Origin of the sequence: Vibrio sp. MED222 (assembly GCF_000153005.1) — a bacterium.
Taxonomy (GTDB): Bacteria; Pseudomonadota; Gammaproteobacteria; order Enterobacterales; family Vibrionaceae; genus Vibrio; species Vibrio tasmaniensis_A.
This window is the reverse complement of sequence record NZ_CH902608.1, coordinates 175,599-201,899: the sequence shown is the minus strand read 5'-3', so window position 1 is coordinate 201,899 and position 26,301 is coordinate 175,599. Positions and strand designations below refer to the sequence as shown.

The window sequence follows — 26,301 nt, the reverse complement described above, 5'->3', positions numbered from 1 at the left end:
AGTATCACCGTTATAATTAATCTATTATCAAGTTGGTTTCAACAAATTCTGCTGCTCATTTATCGCATCGATAAATTGTTTTATATAGAAATATCAGTTTTTCGATAGAAAAAAAGGCAGAAGCTTCATTTTTCAAGTTTTGACCGTAGTACGCATTTGAACTTCAACCGAGGCATTGACGCTTTGGCCAAAAATAGAGGTGATACTTATGGATAAAGAGTTACTAGCAAAAAAACTGTACTGCAAACGAGTGAATTCATTAGCGGGAAGTACAGAGTTAGATGGTAATGTTCTAGATGAAATGTGGGAAAGTAAAACCTCACCAACCGATGCAGTGAAAGCCATGCAGCCTTGCGATAATCATTTTGAAGGCGCCCCTTGGTTGTCGCGTTATCTCAGCCGAAAATAATAACGATTCTTTGATTTTTATTTCTTCAATTCTTACCTTCTAGGTAGCTTAACCCAAACCAAACACCTCCGGTGCGAAGTCATTCTTGATTCGCGCCGGCTCACTAAACCTGCCATAATTCGCCTTCTATTTTTCTAAACTTCGTACTCTATGATATCTAAAACGTTTTCTGCTGATGGTGCTTTGGGTAAAGCGATCCCTGGGTTCCAACCTCGACAAGCTCAGCTAGACATGGCTGAAGCGGTTTCACAGGCTATTGAACAACAGAGCCAATTGGTCGTTGAAGCGGGAACGGGAACAGGTAAGACGTTTGCTTATCTAGTGCCAGCACTGCTGAGTGGTAAGAAAACGATCATCAGTACGGGGTCTAAAAACCTTCAAGAACAGCTGTTTCACCGAGATTTACCATTGATGGTCGATGCGCTTGGTTTTTATGGTCAGGTTGCGTTACTCAAAGGCCGTTCAAACTATTTGTGCTTGGACAGGCTCAGTCGTCAAATGATCGAGAGCCATGGCACTCACACCGATCCAACGCTGTTAGCTCAGTTGGTGAAAGTGCGCAGCTGGTCGTCCGCGACTCAAACTGGCGATTTAGGTGACTGTGATGATATTGCTGAAGATAGCCCGGTCATTCCAACCATTACCTCGACTAACGACAACTGCTTAGGCAAAGAGTGCCCAAGCTACACCGATTGCTTTGTGCTGAAGGCGCGTAAAAAAGCGATGGATTCTGATGTTGTTGTAGTGAACCACCACTTGTTTCTCGCGGATTTAGCGATCAAAGAAACCGGGTTTGGTGAGCTGATACCTGAAGCCGATGTGTTTATCTTCGATGAAGCGCACCAACTTCCCGATATCGCTAGCCAATACTTCGGACAATCGGTTTCCAGCCGACAGATCCAAGAGCTAGCCAAGGACATTGAAATTGCTTACCGAACTGAAGCCAAAGACATGCGCCAACTGCAGAAAGTAGGGGATAGGCTCGTTCAATCGTCAGCCGATCTACGCATTGTGCTTGGCGATACGGGCTTTCGCGGTAACTGGCGTGAAGCATTGAAGTCAGAGTCGATTGCGAGAGAGTTAGTTCGCTTACAAGATGCGTTGCAATTGGCCGTTGATGTATTGAAATTAGCATTGGGTCGAAGCCAGTTGTTAGACACGGCTTTCGAGCGTGCAACCATGATTAAGTCGCGTATCGAACGTGTATGTGACGTGTCGATTACTGGTTATTCGTATTGGTATGACACCACGCCACGACACTTTGCTTTGCACATCACGCCACTCTCAGTCGCCGACAAATTCCATGAGAAGATTGAGCTAAAACCGGGTGCTTGGGTGTTTACCTCTGCAACTTTGGCGGTGTCGGACGATTTCGACCATTTCACCTCACGGCTTGGGCTAAAACCGTCAGCACAATTTTCACTACCGAGCCCGTTTGATTACCCAAATCAGGCGCGTTTGTGCGTGCCTCGCTATCTACCAGAACCGAATAGCCCGGGCTTAGCGGACAAGCTAGTAAGAATGCTGACCCCTGTGATTGAGCAAAACCAAGGTCGCTGTTTCTTCTTATGTACCTCACACAGCATGATGAAAGAGTTGGGTGAACGGTTCCGCGAAACGCTCTCGGTTCCAGTTCTGCTGCAAGGTGAGACAAGTAAGCAAAAAACCTTAGCCGAATTCATGGAATTAGGTAACGCATTGCTGGTGGCTACTGGCGCTTTCTGGGAGGGGATAGATGTTAGGGGCGACGCATTAAGCTGTGTTATCATCGATAAATTGCCCTTTACAGCCCCTGATGACCCTTTACTTAAGGCTCGAATCGAGGACTGTAAGTTAAAAGGGGGTGATCCTTTTGCACAAGTACAGTTACCAGACGCAGTGATTACCTTGAAACAAGGTGTTGGCCGATTAATACGTGATAAACGTGACAATGGCGCTTTAATTATTTGCGATAACCGCTTGGTGACCCGCGATTACGGTGGTGTGTTTTTGGCGAGTTTACCGCCTATCCCACGTACCCGTGACTTAGGGATCATTAAAGAATTCTTAGCTAAAGACCATTCAACCGCTGCTGAGTAATTGGCATTGTTGAGCTTAGCCATTATTTTAGATTAGATAACGAATATTTGAGACACAAATGAGCGCGAAAATTCTTGCAGTAGATACCGCAACTGAAAACTGTTCAGTTGCACTAGTAATTGGTGACCAGGTGTTCGCACGTAGCGAAGAGGCACCTCGAGACCATACGAAAAAAATTCTACCTATGGTTGATGAAGTACTGAAAGAAGCGAATATTGCTTTAACCGATATCGACGCGATCGCGTTTGGCCAAGGCCCGGGCAGTTTCACGGGTGTACGTATTGGCATTGGTATTGCTCAAGGCTTAGCTTTTGGTGCTGATTTGCCGATGATCGGTGTGTCTACACTGGCAGCGATGGCGCAAGGCAGCTACCGTAAATTTGGCGAAACTCATGTTGCAACAGCAATTGATGCTCGCATGAGTGAAGTTTACTGGGCTCGTTACAGCCGTGAAGATGATGGTCGTTGGACTGCGGTCGATGCGGAATGTGTAACGCCTCCAAGCGAATTGGCTGAACAGCTTGAAGCGGACTCCAACACATGGGCAAAAGTAGGCACAGGTTGGGAAGCATATGCAGAGCACATGGACACACTAGCGATCAACACCAAAGTGTGTGAAGTGCTATTCCCAGAAGCTCAAGACATGGCGTTCCTTGCTCAATTTGCTTATGCTGAAGGCAAAGCGGTTGCTGCTGAAGAGTCTGAGCCGGTTTACCTACGTGATAAAGTGACTTGGAAAAAACTGCCTGGTCGCGAGTAAATACGTATTACTTTGGCTCTGCAGTTTATTTTGTAGAGCCGTTATTAAAATTAGATACACAATCATTAAAGTCAGGTAATAAACTCTTTAAGCATGGTTTCAATCAACGGCTTACCTCCTTCTTCGATAGGCAATACATCTAAAACCAATCGAACCAACAAAAAGAATGAGGTAAAAAAAGGCGATGCAAAGACCTCTGTTGGTCAGCCAACTAAGGTTGCGAATGCTGTCTCGCATTCTATTCGCCAGGTCAAAGAGTCTGAGATTCACAAGGCTCAGATTCAATATGATCTTCCAGAAGGGCGCGGACGACGTGCGATGGAGGAGTATATGGATGTGATGAATCAAGCTAAAAAAGAGGAACTTGCAAAGCTAATTGGGGTCGATATTTATATCTAGCTTTGTGTTTTCATTTATCCTGCTCTAAGGAGCTGCATTATGTATTCTCTCATATCTAAATCTCGCTTATTTTTCCTTGTCGCTTTCTCTACGATGGTGATGGGGTGCTCCTCTTTACCTAAAGAACTTAATGCAAACTCAGAACAGGTGGTAACTGACTACCAAGAGTGGGTAAACACACTACCGGATGCCGGTGATGTTCGTTTGGGTGGCGTGATTGCTAAAGTCACTAATCTGAAAGATAAAACGCGTGTTGAAGTGGTGAACTTACCTATCTCTAGTAGTGGTAAGCCTGATATTGATGCCGAACCAAAAGGACGTTTTGTTGGTTACATTGACGGCTATGTTGAACCATTGAGCTTTGCTGAGGGTCGTTTAGTTACTTTAGTTGGCACATCAAATAGCACTGAAGACGGTATGGTTGGTGAATACCCTTACACTTTCCCAGTCATGAATGTCTACAATCAACGTTTATGGCAGATCACTGAAAGAGTGGTTATTAATGACTTTGCGCCAACTTACTACTCTTGCCGCAGTTTACATTGTCGCAGTTTTCAAACCATGCCTAAGTCAGGGCGTGTGATTCAAGATGTGCAATAGTCGAACCTTAACTCGACATACCCAATGACAGGGACACCATACTATCAATGATTGAACAGTCATATTCCCTTGCGAGCGGGACACTTGCAACACAACAGATTGGCAACCCACAAACGACCGTAACGACGGTCGTTTTTATTCATGGCTGGCTAGATAATTCCGCAAGTTTTACTCAGGTCATGCAGCAAGTCTCTAAGCTTTCTCCAGATACTCACTTGGTTGCGATCGATCTTTTTGGGCACGGTTTCTCGTCGCATAAGTCGGGGAGTTACTACCCATTTCACGACTATATTGATGATTTACACCAGCTAGTGACCAAATTATCGCCAAACAGACTGGTGCTGGTAGGACATTCACTTGGTGCATTGATAGCAAGTTGCTATAGTGCCGCCTTTCCTGAAAATGTGTCAGGATTAATTCAAATTGAAGGTCACGGACCTCTTTCTGAAGCTCCCCACGAAACAGTCTCTCGCTTGAGGGATGGGGTACTTAGTCGTCTTCGACAGCGAAGAAAGCCTTCACGTCCTCTGGCAAGTCTTGAGGATGCTATTAAGCTGAGAGCTCACGCCAACCAAATTAATGCTGAATTAATCGCTCCTATTGTTGAGCGAGGTATTGTCGAGTTTGAGAACTCTTGGCAATGGCGATGCGACCCTAATCTAAAATGTGACTCGTTATATCGAATGTCACAGGCGCACGCTGAAGCGATTATGGCGGCTATTGAATGCCCTCAATTAATAATCCTAGGGAATGATGGATACCGACATTTGCAGCATAATCGCTACAAATCAGCGCATAGTCCTCTGAATATAGAGACGATTCCTGGCGGACATCATTGTCATTTAGAGAGCCCAGAGCTAGTTTCAGAGCTAATTCTTGGTGTAGTTAACAAAATTTAAACAAGTGTTTGAGCCTTTTAGTGCTCATGCACTAAAGCTGTGCTGTAATACCGCAATGATAAAAAGCGGCGAAGCAGTCGTCAGCTGATAAACGAGGAGTAACATCGTGGATAAACCTTGGCTTTCACGTTATCCAAGTGACGTACCAGAAACGATCAACCCAGATCAGTACCAATCTCTCATTGAAATGTTTGAACAGTCGGTACAGAAGTTCGCCGACCAACCTGCATTCGAGAACATGGGATCGATTATGACATTCCGTAAGCTTGAAGAGCGCAGTCGTGCTTTTGCTGCTTACTTGCAGAATGATCTAAAACTGAAGAAAGGCGATCGTGTCGCGCTGATGATGCCAAACTTGCTGCAATACCCAATTGCACTGTTTGGTGTACTGCGTGCAGGTATGATTGCTGTGAACGTCAACCCACTGTACACGCCTCGCGAACTTGAACACCAACTGAATGACTCTGGCGCAAAGGCGATTGTTATCGTTTCTAACTTTGCGAGCACACTAGAGAAAGTCGTTGATAAAACTCCGGTTAAACACGTTGTACTCACTAGCCTTGGGCAAATGTTGCCACGAGCGAAAGGTACGATTGTCGACTTCGTAGTGAAATACGTAAAAGGTATGGTGCCTAAGTACGATCTACCGGGTGCCATTTCATTCAGAAAGGCACTTTACAAAGGCCGTCGTCTTCAATATGTGAAGCCGTTTATGGCGGGTGATGACATCGCATTCCTACAGTACACAGGTGGTACAACGGGTGTAGCGAAGGGCGCAATTCTAACGCACCGCAATATGATTGCGAACGTACTTCAAGCTAAAGGGGCATACAGCCCTGTGCTACAAGAAGGCCGTGAATTGGTGGTAACGGCATTGCCGCTTTACCACGTATTTGCATTGACAGTGAACTGCTTACTGTTTGTTGAGATGGGTGGTCGTAACCTTTTGATTACTAACCCTCGTGACATTCCTGGCTTTATTAAAGAACTACAAAAAGTTCCGTTTACCGCGATTACTGGCGTAAACACCTTGTTCAATGCGCTAGTGAATAACGAAGATTTCCACGAGTTGGATTTCAGTAACATGCGTTTATCTGTTGGCGGCGGTATGGCGGTTCAACGCGCTGTTGCTGAGCAATGGAAGAAAGCGACAGGTGTCCACCTACTTGAAGGCTATGGTTTAACTGAATGTGCTCCTTTGGTCACAGGTAACCCATACGATTTGAAAGACTATACGGGTGCAATCGGCCTGCCAGTACCATCAACAGAAGTTCGTATTGTTGATGATGAAGGTAAAGTGGTTGGCAATGACCAAGTGGGTGAATTGCAGGTCCGTGGTCCTCAAGTGATGCAAGGTTACTGGCAGCGTCCAGAAGCGACCAAAGAAGTGATCGATCAAGACGGTTGGCTATCGACAGGTGACATCGTTAAGTTTGATGATGAAGGCTTGTTGTACATCGTTGACCGTAAGAAAGACATGATTCTAGTGTCGGGCTTCAACGTTTACCCGAACGAGATTGAAGATGTTGTGGCTCTGCATGGCAAAGTGTTAGAAGTTGCGGCTATCGGTCAACCTCATGAAGTGTCAGGTGAGTTGGTTAAGATTTACGTTGTGAAACGTGACCCGAGCCTAACCAAAGAAGACATTATCGCGCACTGTCGTGAGCACCTAACGGGCTACAAGATCCCTAAATTGATTGAGTTCCGTGAAGAACTACCAAAAACCAATGTAGGTAAGATCTTACGCCGAGTGCTTCGTGAAGAGAACGATGCTGAGCTTGCTAAACGCGCAAGCGAGTAACGAGCTCATTTACGAGAAGATGATGCACCATAAGCCATAGCAGCGCTTAATCTAAGCGAGCGCTGAAAAATGGTGTTAGAATGCCGACAGTTAATGTCGGCATTTTTGTATCCGGCGATCAAAGTAAAATCAGTGAGAGTTTTTGTGGATTATCAAATCATTACCCAAGTGAAAGACCTTGAGCGAGTTTGCCAACAAGCACGTGAAGCCGATGTTGTTATGCTTGATACAGAGTTCGTTCGTACAAGAACCTATTACCCTCAATTAGGCTTAATTCAGTTATTTGATGGTGAAACGCTGTCACTGATTGATCCTATTGCTCTTGATGAAATGACCCCGTTTGTTGGGTTATTGAAAGACACTTCAGTACTGAAAGTTTTGCACGCGTGTGGCGAAGATCTAGAAGTGTTCCAGAACGCATTTGGCTGTACGCCAACGCCAATGGTTGATACGCAGATCATGGCAGCCTTCTTAGGTCATGGTCTTTCAACTGGCTTTGCAGCTCTCGTTTCAGAGTTTGTAGGCGTTGACCTAGATAAGAGTGAATCTCGCACCGACTGGCTAGCGCGTCCGCTTTCTCAAAAGCAACTCGACTACGCAGCAGCAGACGTTCACTACTTGATGCCAATGTACAACAAGATTCTAGAAAAAGTGATGGAAGCGGGCTGGTGGGAAGCGGCACAGCAAGAGTCTGATTTACAAGTGGCTAAGCGCATCCGTAAAGCAAACCCAGATAACGCTTACCTTGATATTAAAGGCGCGTGGCAGCTAAAGCCTCAGCAGCTAGCTATTTTAAGACCGCTAGCAACTTGGCGTTTAAAAGAAGCGATTAAGCGTGACTTAGCGCTGAACTTTGTTTTCAAAGAACAAGACCTATGGGCTGTGGCGCGTTTTGCGATGAAAGACCCTAAGCACATGGAGCAAGAAGGTTTTGATTACCGCTCTGTACGTCGCCATGGCGCTAAAATCAGTTCAATCGTTAAGTTAGCTGAGCATACGCCAGAAGAAGAGTACCCTGCGCCAGTAGAACGTCTAATGGACTACCCAGGTTACAAGCAACTCTTCAAAGTGTTGAAAGATGAAGTGAAAACAGCATCGCAACACAGTGGTTTAGCGACTGAGTTTTTGGCGTCGAAGAAGCAACTTAATCAAGTGTTAAGCTGGATTTGGAAGTACGATCGTAATCCTGAAAAGCTGCCAGATGTTATGCAAGGTTGGCGTTTAGATGTGGTTGGCGAGAAGCTAAATAAAGCGATCAAATAACCAACGACTGCAATGACATTTCGATGATTCAAAGAAAAGCGACCCGTTAAGGTCGCTTTTTTTATTCGTTGAGCTTAATTAACCGCTGTATTGAAATGCCTAGGCCATTCTTTGCGTTGGCTTCCAGCGTGCTAGTTCCGGATCAAGCTTGATACCTTGCGAAGTCAGCAGGTTAACACGAGCCAAGTAGGCTGCGCCGTGCATTAGGTGTTTTGCTAGGTCGACTGCATTACGCTGCTGGTAATCATCTAGGTAGCTGTCTTTCGCCCATGCGTTGAATGCGCCAAGTGCCGGGCCAGCCCATACTTGATAATCCATCTCACGACCTTGTTCGCCGGTGTTTGACCAACGGCTAGAAAGACCCAAGTACCAACGGAAAATCAACGCCATTTTACGTTTCGGGTTACCTTCAGCACGCTCGATCTGTTTAGGATCGCGCTCGTTAAAGTGCGCCACAGTCCCTGCCCAAATGTCATCCAGTGTTGAACGGAATACTTGCTTCTCAAGCTTCAGACGCTCTTCTACTGGAATCGCTTCAATTGAGTCGTAGCGAGTGTAAAGTTCATACAACTTGTTCGCACGCATTGGGAATAAAGTGCCGCGCTTAACCACTTGCAGTTTCACGCCCATTTCGAACATGTCTGCTGCCGGAGCCATAGTCACGTCAGCCATTTCAGTTGTCGAAAGCAGCTTACGTGTGTGTTCGCTCGCGCCAGCCTCAACACACGCTTGGTTGATTGAACCGGTAACAATGTAAGCAGCACCCATGTTAAACGTCGCTAGAGCCGCGTCAGGCGTGCCTACGCCACCACCACAACCGACACGTAGCGGAGTTTTGAATTGGTACTGTGCTTGGGTTTGTTCTTTCAGTGCAAGAATCGTTGGCAGCAGGGTAACCAGTGGACGGTTATCGGTATGACCACCAGAATCGGCTTCTGCGGTAATGTCATCAGCCATAGGAACCAGCTGTGCCAGTTCCATCTGTTCTGCTGTGATTCGACCTTCATCAACCAAAGCTTGCAGCATTTTAACTGGAGCTGGTTGCATGAACTTACTTGCAACTTCAGTACGGCTTACCTTAGCAATAACCTTGTTGCCAATCTGAATCTCACCTTGTGCATCGCGGCTAAGGCCCGCGGCACGGTAGTGAACGATCTGCGGTGTTAGGCCTAAGAAGGCAGAAGCCTCAACCGTTTTCACTTTGTGTTTCAAAAATAGCTCTACACTGCCGCGCTCTAGAGCGGGTTCGCTTGGGCTGTGAATCAGGTTAAACGCATAAGGACCGTTTGGCAGTGCTGCTTGAATACGGTTGATCGCTTGCTCAACGCGAGACGGGATTAAGCCCGCCGCGCCAAATGAACAAAGAATGCCAGCTTGGCCAAGCGCAATCACTAACTCTTCAGATGAAATGCCGTTTGCCATTGCGCCCGCATAGTAAGCGTATTTCACGCCGTGACAGCGACGAAAATCTTCGTCGCCTAGGCTTTGTGTACCAAGTGCAGGAGCAAAGGCGCTAACAGGTTGGCTGTTCGCTGAGCTTGCTGAATCGCCCGATGCAATCTCTGCTTGTTGGCTAACACCTAACCCTTTTTCTGGGTGGTTCACGACGTAACAAGCAAGGCTTAAGTCTTTCAATATTGTCGACATTGCTGCGTTATCAAAGCGAGTTGTGCTCTCTTCGATCTGCCAAGGCCACGGAGATAGCTTTTCGTTATTGATTGTAGTTTGAGTTGTCATACTAAATTCTTTCCTAGTTCTCTGTCAGGCTTATGCTTCTTCGATACAAATCGCGATGTCTTTCACTTCGTAAATACGTAGACCATCTTTGCTCAGGTTTGCGTCGCCAACGATGATGCGTTTGCCGTCTTCGTCTTTGATTGCAGTGATGTGTACATCCAGTGACATCTGTTTGTTCAGAGGGTTAATCTGACCACGGTATTTCCATTTCACTTCAGATTGGATTTGACCAAACTTAGGATTGCGGAAGCCAGCACCAAGATCTTTATTTAGCGCATAGGTTTGCATCAGTTCGATGATCGCTTCGACACCTAGAGAACCTGGCATTACCGGATCTTGATGGAAGTGGAACTGGAAGAACCAATCGCTTGGGTCAATCGTACGCTCAGCGTATAGGTAACCCAGACCGTCTTTACCACCATCGCTGGTGATCTGCACCGTATCGATAAAGTTCAAGCGACCGCCAGCCAGTTGGTAGTGCTCTTGCACTTCACCAGTAGCAGAAACAGGTGCATTGAAGTAACGCGTCGTTTTGTCTAGTAGGTTGATGTTTACATCCGGCGTGCGGTTGTTATCAACATGCCAAGGGTGAGTCACTTTACCGTTGTCCAAACCAAGCTGGTCTTTCAGTGCTGCGCCCTTGAAGTAACCGAATACCGCTGTACCTTGGTAGAACGGCACGCCGTCAGTGCTCAGTTCGAAGCTGAAGCTCTGAACGATGTTGGTGCCCATCATTACTGTTGAAAGCAGACGAGAATCGTTGGTGATCGTTTTGCCGCGCAAGTCGACGTTACGCAACATTTTGCCGCTGCCATCTAGGTTGCGGAAAAACAGTTCTTCACCTGGGAAACCCAGTGTTGTTCCCATGTAGCCAGAGATGAAGCCGTTTGGCTGCAGTGAAATCTCCATCAATACCGAGTAAGGCATTAGGGTCTGGTGGCTGTTTTCATCAAAGTACCATGCATTTTCTGGCACTTCGTACTCTGCGATACACGATGAAGGCTTCTTGAAGTCGCCACGCTTACCGTCGATCTCAACCACACGAGTGGTTAGCTGCAAGTCGCCACACGGAGTACGTGGTGGAATCATTCCACGGTAGATAGAGAAATCAGGACCGAAACACTTCTCGATATCGCCAGTCGCGAATTCGAACATGTGGTAAGGCGTGAATGGAACCGTATCGGGTGTGCGGTTTGGGTAATCTGGAGTTGCCGGAGCTTCAACGTGTTGAAGAGGAACCACACCTTTGTTTGGTGCAGTTTCTAGGTCTTCAATTTGAGCCATCAATGGCGCATTCGCTGAAGCCTGTTGGTTCACTTCTGGTGTATGGCCCAAGCTTTTATGGTCCAAGCTTTCGATAACAGGGGTCGCGACAGCTGATTCTAAAGAAGGCAGATAACGAGTACATTCGTCGTCTTCTTTGATCATCACACCCAAGTTTTGGAAATCAACAATCACTTTGCCATTCAGCAAAATATCGATGTTAGCTTTCGCGTATGGGCGAGGGCTTAGACCAATCTCAGTCACTTCCATGCGGTAAGTCAGTTCTGCCGATTGTGGTAGAACTTGACCACGGCAACGTACTTGTTGAGGCGCATTTTCAAGCGGTTGGAAACGACCATTTTGAACAAGCGTGTGCATGCCAAGGTGCATCATGAAGAACTGAAGCAGTTGACCACAACCTTCTGCCATCAAAGAACCAGCCATTACCGAGTCATCTTTGAAGTGACAAGGGAAGTACCAATGCTCAGGCTCTAGCTGCTTATGACCTTCAATCAGACCAAGTCCCCATGTGCCACCTTGTGGTTCAACACGACTAACCTTTTCGATCATCATGAACTTCTCTGAGCTGAAGCATAAAGAAGGCTGGTGGCTATTGGATTGGTGAGTTGGACCAAAACATTCTGCAATGTTGGCAGTCAGTAGATGACGCAATTCTTGGTGGTTAAACTGAGTTTTAGGGCAGTGCAACATAGGATCGAAGCGTTGCTTAGTTGCAAGCTTACGAGCCTTGATTTCATCTTCAGTGTGAATCACACCCTTGCCATCTGCCAACTCTTCATCGGTGAAGAAGCCCGCACAGCCGTTATCCATTTTCAGGATCATCTTGTCGCCAACGAAACATTCGTACGAGAAGAAGAACAGCAGCGTGTCGCCATTGCGAGCAAAGTTGTTGATTGAGATGTCGTAACGCAGTGTATCGCCACCACGAGGCAAGTCGCCAAGGAAGGTCAGCGTGCAATCAAGCAGGCGATAAACACGCTCACCTTTGTTTTCGAAATCAATACCTAAGTAGCTGATTAGCATTAGGTCACACTGACCAGATTCAACTGCAACAGCCCAAGGGATCTGACCATCAACAAGATACGGCGCATCAACTGGGATGTCGTATTCTGTGGTCATTGTGCTTGGCTTGTACTCGTTAACGGTCGCGTTTAGCTTGGTTACACGAGATACCAGTAGGTAGTCCGTGGTTGGCAAGCGAACGCGACGCGAGTAGCTATCGATGATCGCGTAATCAGGGCCAAATACGTTCGCAATATCGCCTTCAGCGTATTCAACCAGATCATCGTAATCCCAGATACATGGCTTACGGATAGGTTTTACTGGTGCTGGCGTCGCAAGTACGTTGACTGGCGTTGACGAAACCTGAGCCGGTTGAGCTTGAACAGGCTGAGCTGGCGTTTGTTGACCAGTCGTTTGTTGGCTGGTCGTTTGTTGAATCAGGGCATTGCTATCTAAACCAGATGTCACTGCGTTTAGCTGTGCTTTTAATAACGCATCAGCCATCTGCATGCCTTGGGCACGTGTGTGCAGGAATGCTTTGTGTACCTGTTGAGCCGCTTGCTGGTTTTGAGCAAAAGCTTGGTTTTGGCTTAGATTTTGCGGCTGCTGTGAAGCTGCGTCGATTTGAGACGCGCCATTTTTAGCGGATAGGACATGAGTCATATTGCTGTGGTTACCTGTTAGCTGACTGTGGCGAGTTGGCGCCAGAGTAGGAGATACTGATGTAGGAGTTTCGATGACTGGCTCTATCGCGTTTTGCGCTAATGCATTCTTCTCTAACTCTTTTTGTGCAAGGGCTGCTTGAATGCTTGCTGTCGTTGGAACCGACGCCACTCTTGCTGCTTGTTTACCAGAAGCTTTCTGTTGAATCGTTGCCAAGTTGGTCACTGGGGTTTGGGCAATATGTTGATAGATATCACGACCACCAAGAGTCACTTGCTTAACTAATTGACGTTTAGCATCGCTCGCCAGTTCATTGCTTAAACGAACGGAAAGTGATTGAGATTCAACACTCGATTGGCTTAGTAGCAGCTGTGAACATTGTCCTTCGCTGATGTTGGCAACAATCGCGCTCTTAGAACTGACATTCGGATTCAGAGGTGCAAGGTTCAGGTTGAGCAGACCGTGTAGCAGGCTTGCCATACCAGAAGCAGCAGAGCAATGACCCACACGTTGACTTGCTTGAGTAGTCTTTGTGTTCCCTAAACTTAGAGACGAAAACTGATGAGATGAAGATTCTGGTGCATGGTTAAGCTCAAGCAGAGAAACATCGTTCGAGCTCATACCGACTTGAGTCAGTAACTCATCAACAACGGCGTTGTTATTCTCGCTTGAACCAAAAGCTAAGGCGTTGATGCTGCCGTAAGCCGCATCTTGGTTGCTCGCTACTTGGTTTTCTTCAACAAGAACAATCGCACCTGCACCTTCACCGACATTCCAACTGCCATCTTGCAGCTGTCCGAATTTTGGAGCTAGCGTCACTGGGCTTACGCTGTTCTTCAGAATCACATGTTCTGCACTGCCGCTTAGGTCGACGGCTGCAATCACAACGGCATCCATCGATTCTTGTGACATCAAGTTTTGTGCAACATCAATACAACGAGCAACCGACTGTTCAGCAGCTGAAATCGTAAAGGCAGGGCCATTAAAGTCCCACAATGAAGAGATACGCGAAGCCATGATATTGCCGATGAAACTGGTGTATTGGTTCAGCTTGGCTGCGTCCATCACACTGTCCATCGCGATGGTTTCTAGCGCTTGGTATTCGTCTTGAGTTAGTTCGATACCCATGTTGGCAAAGCTGTCAGCCAATTGGCTATGCAGGTTTACGCGTCCACGGAATTGGTGCATCTCAAGCTCTGTTTCCATCGCAACTAAAACCGCAACCTTTTGGCCTGCAACAAGCTTGGCATCTTTGATGGCTTCGTCTGCAACTTTCATCAGTAGCAACTGCTGAGAGATCAAACGGTCATCTTCATTTGGCGGCACTTTGAAGCGCAGGAAATCGAGATCGAATTGATCGATGTACGCGCCATTTGGAATACCGTGTAAACCAAACTGATTCAGTAGTTCTGGATGTTGGTCTAAGCCTTTCCAGCGCTTCTTAGGCAAGGCAATGAAAGCATCGTTGTTGGTCTCAATCGCAGTGCTTAGCGCGTTGATGCTCTGCAGAGAACCAAAGTGAGACGCTAGACCAGTAATGCTTAAATTAGATGGTTGTAGGCTTGGAGACGCTGACTCTTGAGTCGGGTTTACATGACTGGTGTCTGAATACGCTTCAAGCAGTAAGTGAGCGTTACAGCCACCGAAACCAAAGACAGAAACACCCGCACAGCGCTCTGAGTTGCCCGCTTTACTTGGCCAAGATTGAACCTGCGTTGGCAGAGTCTGTGAGCCAAATAAACCTTCTGGCGACGATAGTGGCTTATCCAAGTTAATACTTGGCGGAAGCACACCTTCTTTCATCGCAAAGATCATTTTCATGATCCCTGGCATACCCGCCGCAGTCAGCAAGTGACCGAGGTTGGACTTAGCAGAGCCAATCAATGGCGGGTTCGAACCATTCAATTTGTCAGCAAAGAAACGCTCCATTGAGGTTAACTCAACCTTGTCACCTAATGGTGTACCGGTTGCGTGACACTCAATCACTTCAATGCTGTCTGGTGATAAGTTCGAAGCCTCGTAAGCGCGTTCAAAGGCTTGGACTTGTCCTTTGCTGTTTGGGCTTAATACGAACTGGCCTCGGCCATCGTTCGACAAGCCAATACCGCTGACGACTGCGTAAATATTGTCGCCATCACGCTCTGCATCAGCTAAGCGTTTTAGGACTAAAACCCCCGCACCTTCGCCAGCAAACAGACCTTTACTGTTGCTATCAAACGGAACCGACACACCGTGATCAGGGTAAGCGTGGAAGATCGAAAAACCCATATTGATAAAGAATGGGTCAGCACCGGATACCGCGCCTGCCAACATCATGTCGGCTTTGCCTGTATTCAAGTAATCACACGCTAACTTCAATGAATACACAGAGCTTGCACATGCGGCATCTAGACTCAGTTGTACGTTACCTAAACCCAATGCATCAGCCACTAACTTAGAGGCGTTGTGTGCCGCTGCACCATTGATAGGGTTGAGGTCTTGCGCGGTTTCATTGGTTGGTAGCAATGAAAATTGGTCATTAGCTAATTTATCTTTAAATGCTTTCTCGACCACCGAGTGATAAATCGGTAGAAACAGGTCGTTTGAACGTGTGGTTGGGAACGAAAGGGCACCCATGATCACGCCTGTGCGCTCTAAAACATCGGCATTCAGATCAATGCCAGCGTCGACTAACGCCTTACGACTGGTATCCAAAGCCCATAGGAAACTTTGGTCAACACCGTTGAACGATTCTGCTGTTAAGCGGTAGCCATTGCTATCGAAATTGAAGTTTTCGATGTAACCGCCTTTGTCACAGTAAAAGCGGTCTGACTCACCTTGCACGCCCTGATAGTTTTCAGGTTTAGCTCCTAACTTTTCAGCGCTTAATGTGGTTCGAGAATCTTTTTTATCCAGCAAGTTTTGCCAAAAGTCTTTTGGCGTATCAGCTTCTGGGTATTGGTTTGCAATACCAACAATCGCGATCTTATTGCACTTTACTTGTTGTTTGTTCTGAGCCTGATACTGGTTCGATTGAGAACTCATACTAGCTCTCCTTGATGATTCACTGCGCTGCCTTGAGACACACCACTTAATTGCTTAGCGGTGGTGATCTGTTGTTTTAGCCCTTGAATAAGTGGCTCGACAGACAGTGGAATTTGATGAGTAATGAGCTGACCAATGCATTTGATGAGCGTGACAACATCGTCACCGCCTTTGGCATTGGAAGCGATTGTGCAGTACTGGTCTGCTACGTTGTCGCTACGATTGATCTTGTCGATCAATGTGCTGGTTTGACGATCGGCACCTACTTCTACAAACAGACGAGCACCTTGTTGACGCGCACTCTGGATCAACGCGGTGAAATCCAGCGTTGAACAGAAAGTGTCGGCAATCGAAAGGGCGATGCTGTCACTGTCGATATTGATTGGTGCGCCAGTCGGTAGACCTGCTGCGCTGATAAAGCGGATATGCTTTGGCAACTCGTCGAACAGTGATTGCGTGTAAAACTCACGCACTTGGCTATGCTGACTCAGCGCTGGTGTGGTGTGCATCGCAGTAACACGGTTCGCGGCAATGCCACGTTTACCAAGCTTTTTGAGCAGAGCTCGACATGTGCTTTCACAACCGGCCAGTACGCAAGTATCACCTTGGATGATAGCGAGATAAGCGCGCGGAAACTCTGGTAACAGAGCTTCAATCGCTTGCGCATCACTGCGAACCACAAAGCTGTTCCATTGGATGCTTTCGTCGCTGTTCAACTGCCAATCTTGACGCACTGCGGTGAGTTCACCAGAAATAGCCGTCGTGAAGATAGGACTGGTTTGAGTCATCTCAATCAGCGCATGTGGGTTTTTCCAAACATTTAAGCTGGCCCACATGGAGGCTTCACCTTTGGAGTAACCCAAAGCGAAATCTGGCTGCACTTTGAATTCATCACACAAGAGCTGCGTTAGTAAATAACTACTGCCGACACCTGCAATGGCCAATTCACTGAGCGACATTTCTTGCGCGTCGTCTGCGTAGGTTTTTTCTGCCTGCAGCATCTCTTTCAAGTTACCTTCGCGCTCTAAACGAGCAAATAACTGTGGGAAATGTTGGTGAAATTCGCGCAACATGCCGGGATAAACCGTGCCAACACCAGGGTAAACAAATGCAACGCCACCTTTGCTTTGAGGCTTCGGTGAGAAACAACTGCCCGCTGGCGTTTTGTAGTGGCTATTGTCACCCATTACTTTTGGCAACGCATTTTCTATCGCGGTGATCTCTTGTAGTGCAGCCTCAATTGAAGCCGCCTGAATCACGATGTTTGCACCACGGCCAGCATTGTGTTGAACGCTTTGAAAGTGGCTTAGGTTTGAATGCATCAAGGTGGCGATAGCAAGTTCGCTGTCCGTTGAATCACTAACGCATTTTAGCTCTTCTCTTAACGAGGTTAGCTGAGAAACCAATTCAGTTTGCTCGCAGCCAAAAACCACAAACATCAAACGTTCGCTGGATAGCAAGGTTTTTGGTTCGTGCAAACCGGTCGCTTGAGTCAATATCAGGCTGGTGGCTTTTGGGCTATCGTCACTGAAAGTTAACGCAGCAACACGTGCTTTGTTTGGCTCAGTGAACCAGTAATGGTTAGGTAATGAATGGCTCGGTAATGAACGGCTCGATATCGCATTAATTATATTCAACAATTCATCAAACTGCTGCGAAGCCGATAAGTCAGAGTGTTGCTGTTGATGACTTAAATCTGAAGCGGGGCGGCGTGCAATATCCAGAGCTAGCTGAATGCTATTTCCGGTAGCTGTATCTACAAAGCTCGCCAAATTCGCGTGTGGGTGAATCTTATTCTGAGCAGCATTCAGCGCACTTAACATCAACAATGATGGTGAGTGATGATCCAAACAGAGCTTAACGACATTACCTTGATTGACTGTCTCGATGGCGTGAGCAAGTGCTTGATTAAAATTGCCATCAACCACAACAGTTATCATCTCTGGGAACGAGGGAAATAAGTCGGCAGAAAGCTCAGCCGCGTTTGCTGGCTGAGCTAAAAGAGCGATGCGCAATGGCATCGCTTTATTAGTAGGAACAGTCACTATGACAATTGCTCCTTTTCTGGGTTCTTAGTAGTCTCTTTCTTCGACACTGCTGAGCTAGACTTCGGCAAAAATGCGTCGTTTAAGCTTTTGCTGATGGTGACTTTTGCACCTTTCATTACCGCGCTTAAACGACCATCTTGGTGGTAAAGCGAGATATCAGCTTGAAGCGAACGAGCCGTACTTTTTATCACGCTCAGATCTAGCCAACCTTGGTCACCATCGTGCATCGGTGCGTAACAAATAAACTCACCGATTGCAGACGGTAGGCTTGCCGCGCCGTATTTCAATCGAGCCCATACCAACATGGCTTGCAATAGATAATCTTCAGCAAATGGCTGGCTATCACCAAAACCTTGCTTCGGAATAAATGATCCGCAGTCGCTGTTTTCAATCTGAGGTAGTTGGCACTGAGCCAATAAACCTAAGTCGTCAAAGCATTCGACTGAGGTAATACCTTGCAATCTTGGTCCATGAAACAGAGTGCCGTCACTGTATAGAGCTTGTGCCGTTGTTACAGGAGCTGAAGTGTTGGCTTCAAAGCGCTTTGTCGACGCTTGTTGAACATCTTCAGAAACTTGCACAGAGGCAACTTGCAACTGAGCTTGATACTGTGGTCGTCCTTGGCAACTGATCACTGCTTTTAGCTGACCTTTTGATTTAGCATCAGAGGAAAGAACCAGTCTTAGCTCTTGCACTTCATCAGTATCAAAAATCACACCTTTCAGCAGTTTGTAGTTGTGAACGCTAACGTTCACCCCTAACAGTTGCTCAGCGATTTCACGCATCCATTGGATGGCACACACTGTCGGTAACACTGGGTTACCGGCAATGCAGTGATCTTGAATGAAAGGCAATGCCTTAGGATCAAGATGACGTGTCACAGTAATGCTTGTATTCAGCGGACTCTCTGCAAGATGCACAGACTCCGCATTAAGCTTTTTTACAGCAGCTTCCTTGTTGTCAGAACCTTGCATGCTCGTGCCAACCAGCAGTTGAATGCCAGTTTCGTTCAGTAGTTGAGAGCTAAATAGCTCTGCACCCGCTTGAAGAGGAATTACGTACACACCGCGCTCTGTAAACATACGCTTCAGCGCTGCGTTTACCATGCCGCCGTCCCACGGTCCCCAGTTGAAGCTCATCACTTTCGCTTGAGGGTTACGAGCAGACAATTGCAGAGCCGCTTTGTTTAGGATTTCGTTAGACATCGAGTAATCGCTTTGGCCTGTGTTTCCGTAGAAACCCGCCGCCGAAGAGAACATCGCAATCAGTTTTAGCTTGCTGCTATCAAGACCACCAAGAACCGCTTCTAGTCCGCCCACTTTCGTGCCGTAAACCATGTTCAGTTCATCAAGTGTTTTGTCTTGAATGTGTTTGTCAGCCAGTACACCAGCGCCGTGGATAAGACCTGTGATGCCTTCGAAATTCGCCAGTGTTTTCGCTACTGACTCATGGTTCGATACATCTAGGCTTAGGTATTCAGCGCTCGCGCCAATCTCGTTGAAAGCGGCAAGTGCTGCGTTGATTTCAAGGCTGCTCAATACAGGTTTTAGCAAGGTATCTACTTTCTTAGGCGTTGGTTTGTCACCTGTTGCTTGTAGGTGAGCGATAGCCGCTGGTTTTAGCTCTTTCTCTTGCTTACCTTGTGCCCACTGAGGTAGCTCAGCTGAAGTAATATGCTTACTACGACCTGCAAGAATGAAATGAGATTTACATTGCTTAGCAAGCGTCAGTGCACATTCAAACGTCACGCCTTTAGCGCCACCAGTTACGAGAACTTTGTCGCTCTTGGTGAGTTGAGCGCCTGTGTTTTTAGTTTGTGCAGCGCCTGGTGTTGTCGCAATCAGTGTTGCACGACCAGATTCACCGTTTTCCGCATGGCTAAGGCCGATTTCAACCGTGTTGGTATCGATATCGAACAGTTCGCCTGTGATAGCTTCAGCTAGGTGACGAGCATCAATAGAAGCGTCAGCATCCAATGCACGGCAGAACACGTTTGACCATTCATGGCTCAGTGTCTTAGTTAGACCAGACAACGCGGCTTGGTTAAGTTCTGCATTCGCTAGTTGCTTAGTATCTAGGTAACCAAAGCCACCATCGATACGGCTTAGTGTGAAGAACACACTACGACCAGAAACGGCATTCAGTTGGCCATTTAGGTGCTTGGCGAATAAGAACGCTGTCGTCAGTGAAGCTCTGGAGTCTGCATTCAAGTTAACCGCTTGCTCGTTGCTTTGTTTCGCATCAACGATAGCTTGTAAATGAATGAAGCCAGCAATCACTTTGTTCGACGTTTTAAGGTCTGCTTCGATGCCGTTAATAACCGCAGTGACACCAGCATCATCGACGCTGTTGAGTGTGTAGCTTGCGATTTCACTGTTTAAAGGTGACGCGGCAGAAAGAGCACTACGCACTACAGCCACTTGAATGCCGTTAGCGGTCAACTTTTCTGCTAGAACACCGGCGTTGTGACCATCATCTGTGATCACGACACAAGCGTCTTTTGAGAAACAATCGACGAGTTTATCTGCCGCTGGTAGCTTTTTTAGCGCTACCTCATTGTGTGGAGGAAGTTCCGCTGTCGCTGTTTCTGCGATAGGCGTTACTGATTCAGCTTTTGGAGTTGCTGCGGGTGCAGCAGCGGATAGCTTGCTTTGCATGTAGGTAACGATTTCACCAAGCGTACGACACTCAGCTAGGTCTTCAGGGTTTAGCTCTGGCAGCGTTGGTAGCTGGTCTTGAACCGTACCCAGGATCTCGACGCGTTTAATCGAATCGATACCAAGGTCTGCTTCCATGTCCATCGCTAGGTCGAGCATTTCTGCTGGGTAGCCAGTTTTATCGGCAACCACTTCCATCATTGTTGATTGAACATGAGCAGGATTTAGGTCATTGCTCGTGCTTTCTGTAGCAGGAGCTACTGTCGCTGCTTCCGAACTAGGAGCTAACTTGCTGTTCATGCCTTTAGTATTCATGTAAGCAACGATTTCACCCAGAGTACGGCACTCCGCTAGGTCTTCAGGGTTCAGCTCTGGCAGTGTTGGTAGCTGGTCTTGAACCGTACCAAGGATCTCAACACGTTTGATTGAGTCGATGCCAAGGTCTGCTTCCATGTCCATTGCTAGGTCTAGCATTTCTGTTGGGTAGCCCGTTTTATCAGCCACTACGCTCAGCATTGTGCTTTGAACTTGTTCTGCGTTTAAACCGTTTGATACTGCTTGCGCTGGTGCAGATGCTTGAGTTGCTACTGGAGCAGAAGCTGGAAGTTTGCTGTTCATGTACTCGACTATCTCGCCTAGAGTACGGCACTCAGCGAGGTCTTCAGGGTTTAGCTCTGGAAGAGTCGGTAGCTCGTCTTGAACCGTACCTAGAATTTCAACACGCTTGATTGAGTCGATACCAAGGTCTGCTTCCATATCCATTGCTAGGTCGAGCATTTCAGTCGGGTAGCCCGTCTTTTCTGCTACCACTTCTAGCATCGTCTTCTGAACGACAGCGGCATCTAAACCGCTAGCTGCTTGAACTGAAGTTGCTGCAGTTTGAGCGACTACAGGAGCAGAAGCCGGAAGCTTGCTGTTCATGTAAGCAACGATTTCGCCAAGAGTGCGACACTCAGCTAAGTCTTCAGGGTTTAGCTCTGGAAGAGTAGGCAGTTCATCTTGAACCGTACCAAGAATCTCAACACGCTTGATTGAGTCGATACCAAGGTCTGCTTCCATATCCATTTCTAGATCAAGCATTTCCGTTGGGTAACCTGTCTTCTCAGCAACCACTTCTAGCATGGTTTGTTGAACGACTTTTGCATCAAGACCGTTAGCGGCTTGAACAGCAGCAGTTGCGCTTGGCTGTGCTGCCACAGGCGCTGATGCTGGCATCTTGCTGTTCATGTAAGTAACGATTTCACCAAGAGTACGACACTCAGCTAAATCTTCAGGGTTCAGCTCAGGTAGGTTTGGCATTTCGTCTTGAACGGTACCAAGGATCTCTACGCGCTTGATTGAGTCGATACCAAGGTCTGCTTCCATGTCCATTTCTAGATCAAGCATCTCCGTTGGGTAACCCGTTTTCTCGGCAACGACTTCTAGCATCACTTTTTCAGCGTCGGCTGTTTGTACTGCTACTGGTGCAGCCACAGGAGCTGGTTGCGCTTTAACTGGCACAGGTTGAGCTGCAACAGGCGCTGCCGCTTGAGCCGCTACTTGTGGTGCAGGAACGGCTTTCTGTACTGGCGTAACTTGAACAGACTGAGCTTGAACTGGCGCGGCTTGTACAGGAGTCGCTTGTACTTGAGCTACAGGCTGTTGGACGGTAGCTGCTGGAGTCGTTGGAGTAGCTGTAGCTTGAATCACTGGCTGAACATTTACTGGCGCAACGAAGGTTTGTTGTGCCGTTTGTGCTGAACCTTGCGTTAGCATATTAAGTGCTGAGTTGTTGCTGTGCGCTTGCATTTCTAGGTAATGAGCGTGCGCTTTTAGCGTTTCAGCTTGGTGCTGGTGGAACATTTCCATAGAACGTTGCAGGTTCTCAGGAATTGCTACGCCTGCTGTTGCCATTTTCGCTTGCTCAGACATTAAGGTGTTGAACGTGTCACCGTATTGCTGAGGAATCGCCAAGAATTGCTGATGTACTTCTGCTGCTTGTTGTTGAGCATTGAAGAACGACTGCAATGAAGACTCATCTACCGTTACTTGAGCTGTTGGCTGACTAGTCGCTGGGGCTGTTTGAACCACTTGAGGCTGCTGAGCTGTTGTTGCTACTTGTGCGCTTGGTGCTGGAGCAGCTGACTGTTGTACATTTGAAGCTTGAGGAGCAGCCACAGGTACTTCAACGATTTCTGTTTTAATCACTTCTTTTTCCACGATTTTCTCGACTTCAATTTTCACTTCAACAATCTCAGTCTTTTCGGTGACGTTGCCCGAAGCCAATGATTGATCCATTTTCTTACGAGTAGCAGGGCTGATGTAGTTGGTTGCATTCAGCTTGATGTTCATTGGTGATGCCTTCGCAGGTTCAGCAATGTCAGCTTGGTAAGGGTCAATGTTGTCTAATGAAATACCTGCCACGCACAGTTGAACCGCAGCTAAGCGAAGCTGTTGGTCACTGTCGCCTTTAGGGCTTGGGTTGATGCTGATTGCGTAAAGCTCTTCGTTCTTATCAGCCAATGTTTTCTCAACCAGCTTTTGAAGAATGTTTTTCGGACCGAACTCAACGAATACGCGCGCGCCTGCTTCATACATCGCTTCAATTTGCTCGCTGAAACGAACCGATTGCAGCATGTGTTGCTTGAACGCTTTCTTGATCGCTTTAGCGTCTTTGCTGTGCAGTTTGCCCGTTGCGTTCGAGTAAAGCGGCAGCGTTGGAGCGCTGAATGAAGCTTTATCAATTGCAGAAGCAAATGGTTTTTGAGCGTGAGCAACAAGCGGTGTGTGGAAAGCACCAGACACTGGCAGAGCAATCGCTTTGAAGCCTTGTTCTGTTAGCGCTTGTGCTGCTTGTTGAACCGTTGCAGTTGGACCTGCAATAACCAGTTGAGTCGGAGCGTTGTAGTTGGCAATGCTCACGCCTTCGAATTGGCTGATGCAGCTTTCAACGGCTGGAAGTTTGTCTGCGTCTAGGATGACCGCAAACATCGTACCGCTGTCACCTTGTTCTGGTGTTGCAGCCATCGCATCGCCACGAGCGAAAGCTAGCTGGTAGTAATCGTCTTGCGAGATAACACCCGATGCACATAACGCGCTTAGCTCACCAAAGCTGTGGCCTGCGACCATGTCTGCTTTGAAGCCAGCTTGAGTCATGATGTCGAACTGACCCATAGACACAGTACCAATCGCACTTTGAGCATTGGCCGTGTTGGTTAACACCGCTTCTTGAGCTTTGGTTGCTTCTGGTGTGAAGGTTGGAATTGGGAACAGAATTTGCGACAGAGCTGTTTTCTTGTGCTGACCAAATACTTGATCCGCTTGAGCAAGCTGTTGGCGCATTTCAGGGTAGTGACATGCAAGCTCGCGACCCATGTTTAGGTATTGCGAACCTTGACCTGCAAACAGAGCTGCTACTTTACCCGCACCATTTTCTGCAATCAGTGCCGACTCACGGTAGCTAGCACCGTTTGGCATCTGCCAATGTGTTTTGGTTTGGCTCTCAAGCATAGAAATCGCTTGAGTCAGTTGCGCTTGCAGGTCTGCTTGGTCAGTGACAACTAAACCAAGACGAGCGTGCTTAGCGTCTACTTCGCGTAGAGCGTGCTGCTCAGCAAGCGCTTCCAGTTTGAACGCGGCGTCTGCAGCTTGAGTTGAAACTTGTTTTAGCTCATTGATCAATGCTTGACGAGATTCTGCGCTGAATAACAGAGTTTGCGGTACTTGGCGCTGACGGTATTTATCACCGCGAGCGTGCTCTGGCGTGTACTCTTCCAATACAACGTGGAAGTTAGTGCCACCAAAACCGAATGAGCTGATACCTGCACGGCGTGGTGTGCCGTCGACACGTTTCATCCAAGGACGCGTTTGTGTATTTAGGTAGAACGGTGAGTTCTCGATATCCAACTTAGGATTCGGAGCCGATACGTTAATCGTTGGCGGCAGTACTTTGTGGTGCAGTGCTAATGCAGCTTTGATTAAACCGGCAGTACCCGCGGTTGATTTAGTGTGACCAATTTGAGATTTCACAGAGCCTAACGCAATGTGTTGCTTCTCTTCGTTGTTCTCACTGAATACTGAGTTTAAGCCACCAAATTCAGCAACATCACCCGCAGCAGTACCAGTACCGTGCGCTTCTAGTAAGCCAAGCGTGTGCGGTGCAAAACCTGCATCATCGTAAGCACGTTTCAGTGCTTTAGCTTGCCCTTCAGGGCGAGGCGCGTAAATACTCTTGAACTTACCATCCGACGAAGAACCCACACCTTTAATTACCGAGTAGATTCTGTCGCCGTCACGCTCTGCATCTTCAAGACGCTTAAGAGCAACCATGCCGATGCCTTCACCAATCATCATGCCTTTTGAATCGATGTCGAAAGGTTGAATGGTTTCGTTTGTAGTGAATGCTGGGGTTTTAGAGAAGCTCATGTACATGGTTGGTGAGTTATCAGTACACACACCACCAGTGATCATCATTTCACTGCGGCCTTCAACCAGCTCACTCAGAGCCATACGCATTGCAGCCAGAGAACCAGCACATGCAGCGTCTACTACACAGTTGATGCCACCAAGGTCAAAGCGGTTAGCAATACGACCTGAAATTACGTTACCCAATGAACCAGGGAACGAGTTCTCTTCCCAGTGGATGTATTGGTCTTGGAACTTTTTGATCAGCATTTCGCTGTCTTCGTCGTTGATGCCACTGCTCTTGAAGACTTTTTTCAAAACAGGGTATTGAAGACGAGCATTCAGGCTTTGAGCAATCTTCTGACCACCGCCTACACCAAGCGTAATACCGATCTTGTCGCGATCGTAACCTTCAGGCAGTTTGGCATCTTCAAGTACTTCTTTTGCCACGATCAGAGAAAGTAGCTGTGACGTATCCGTCAGTTCAAGGATATTTGGCGGAAGGCCGAACTCCATAGGGTTGAAGTCAACTTCTGGGATGAAACCACCGCGCTTACAGTAAGATTTGTCTGGCGTGGTACGATCTGAATCGTAGTAATCTTCTGGACGCCAGTGTGTATCAGGCACTTCGGTAATTGCATCGATCTTTTCGCTGATCAAATCCCAAAACTTGTTTAAGTAACGAGAGTTCGCAAACATGCTTGCCATTCCAACGATAGCAATAGGCATGTCTTTAAGACGTTTATTAAGTCGAGTGTCGTCGACTGATTCCGGTGTGTTTTTTTCGGGTTGGCTCATTATGAGTCTCCACTAGAAATCACAGAAAGTGATGTCGTGTTTTGAGGCTGCGCTTTTAAAGCTATAGAAAGAAAATCTGAAACAGACTTAGGGAAGCGCAGCTGAAAATTCAGGTTGCTGAGTGGCGGCAACCAGATAGAAATTAGTTTTACGAAGTGCGTTGACTTACGAGAGTAGGGGAGGTGTTTCATGCGCGACGGTGGCATTCAAATGTTGAGGCGATGTCCATTAAAATCCTGTTCAAAGTCTGACTAAACGACAAGTCGGTATCCGCAAAGAAAACGTGTGAATTTGTTTAATGGTTGAGCAGGCTACCCGAGGTGAGTGGCCGATACAATGCTCCCAGAGGCCACTATGATCTGTTCAGACCAGATGATTTTGCTGAACTTTTGTTTTTTGTATTTTTAATGGAATTAACTTATTGATAATTAATGGATATGGGTGGTTTTTTAGTGTTTATACTCTATTTCTTGACTTGGTGGGATCTATGTCAGA

The 26,301-nt window shown here is 47.2% G+C and carries 13 protein-coding genes; 8 read left to right on the top strand and 5 right to left on the bottom strand.

The window, feature by feature from the left end; all coding sequences use genetic code 11:
- The first annotated feature begins 208 nt into the window (after nucleotides 1-208).
- From MED222_RS09730 to rnd, 8 genes are all read left to right on the top strand, one after another.
- Complete coding sequence (locus MED222_RS09730; protein WP_009847305.1) at nucleotides 209-409, top strand: hypothetical protein; 201 nt, start codon at nucleotides 209-211, stop codon at nucleotides 407-409.
- A 150-nt stretch (nucleotides 410-559) separates the two neighbouring features.
- Nucleotides 560-2,488, top strand: a complete 1,929-nt coding sequence (locus MED222_RS09735) for an ATP-dependent DNA helicase (RefSeq protein WP_009847304.1) — start codon at nucleotides 560-562, stop codon at nucleotides 2,486-2,488.
- 58 nt (nucleotides 2,489-2,546) lie between these two features.
- Nucleotides 2,547-3,248, top strand: coding sequence for a tRNA (adenosine(37)-N6)-threonylcarbamoyltransferase complex dimerization subunit type 1 TsaB (gene tsaB / locus MED222_RS09740; RefSeq protein WP_009847303.1), 702 nt, complete (start codon nucleotides 2,547-2,549; stop codon nucleotides 3,246-3,248).
- 93 nt (nucleotides 3,249-3,341) lie between these two features.
- Nucleotides 3,342-3,647, top strand: a complete 306-nt coding sequence (locus MED222_RS09745) for a hypothetical protein (RefSeq protein WP_009847302.1) — start codon at nucleotides 3,342-3,344, stop codon at nucleotides 3,645-3,647.
- A 39-nt stretch (nucleotides 3,648-3,686) separates the two neighbouring features.
- Nucleotides 3,687-4,247 (top strand): Slp family lipoprotein, encoded by a 561-nt coding sequence (locus tag MED222_RS09750; RefSeq protein ID WP_009847301.1) that lies wholly within the window; start codon nucleotides 3,687-3,689, stop codon nucleotides 4,245-4,247.
- Between the two features lie 47 nt (nucleotides 4,248-4,294).
- Nucleotides 4,295-5,146 (top strand): alpha/beta fold hydrolase, encoded by an 852-nt coding sequence (locus MED222_RS09755; RefSeq protein WP_009847300.1) that lies wholly within the window; start codon nucleotides 4,295-4,297, stop codon nucleotides 5,144-5,146.
- Between the two features lie 106 nt (nucleotides 5,147-5,252).
- Nucleotides 5,253-6,947 (top strand): long-chain-fatty-acid--CoA ligase FadD, encoded by a 1,695-nt coding sequence (gene fadD, locus MED222_RS09760; protein ID WP_009847299.1) that lies wholly within the window; start codon nucleotides 5,253-5,255, stop codon nucleotides 6,945-6,947.
- Between the two features lie 144 nt (nucleotides 6,948-7,091).
- The gene (rnd, locus tag MED222_RS09765; protein WP_032555277.1) at nucleotides 7,092-8,210 is read left to right on the top strand and encodes a ribonuclease D; all 1,119 of its coding nucleotides are present in this window, start codon (nucleotides 7,092-7,094) and stop codon (nucleotides 8,208-8,210) included.
- A gap of 99 nt (nucleotides 8,211-8,309) precedes the next feature.
- Here the strand turns inward: rnd and pfaD are convergent, their stop codons facing one another.
- The 5 genes from pfaD to MED222_RS22775 are packed head-to-tail and all read right to left on the bottom strand — an operon-like array spanning nucleotide 8,310 to nucleotide 25,997.
- Nucleotides 8,310-9,947, bottom strand: coding sequence for an eicosapentaenoate synthase subunit PfaD (gene pfaD, locus MED222_RS09770; RefSeq protein ID WP_009847297.1), 1,638 nt, complete (start codon nucleotides 9,945-9,947; stop codon nucleotides 8,310-8,312).
- Nucleotides 9,948-9,977: 30 nt separating this feature from the next.
- Nucleotides 9,978-15,920, bottom strand: a complete 5,943-nt coding sequence (locus MED222_RS09775; RefSeq protein WP_009847296.1) for a hotdog fold thioesterase — start codon at nucleotides 15,918-15,920, stop codon at nucleotides 9,978-9,980.
- Nucleotides 15,917-17,965, bottom strand: a complete 2,049-nt coding sequence (locus tag MED222_RS09780; protein ID WP_009847295.1) for a PfaB family protein — start codon at nucleotides 17,963-17,965, stop codon at nucleotides 15,917-15,919. The genes MED222_RS09775 and MED222_RS09780 overlap by 4 nt, the downstream gene beginning before the upstream one ends.
- Complete coding sequence (locus tag MED222_RS09785) at nucleotides 17,965-25,806, bottom strand: type I polyketide synthase (RefSeq protein ID WP_009847294.1); 7,842 nt, start codon at nucleotides 25,804-25,806, stop codon at nucleotides 17,965-17,967. The genes MED222_RS09780 and MED222_RS09785 overlap by 1 nt, the downstream gene beginning before the upstream one ends.
- Nucleotides 25,806-25,997, bottom strand: a complete 192-nt coding sequence (locus tag MED222_RS22775; protein WP_083784101.1) for a hypothetical protein — start codon at nucleotides 25,995-25,997, stop codon at nucleotides 25,806-25,808. Before MED222_RS22775 ends, MED222_RS09785 begins: the two co-directional genes overlap by 1 nt.
- Between the last annotated feature and the right edge of the window lie 304 nt (nucleotides 25,998-26,301).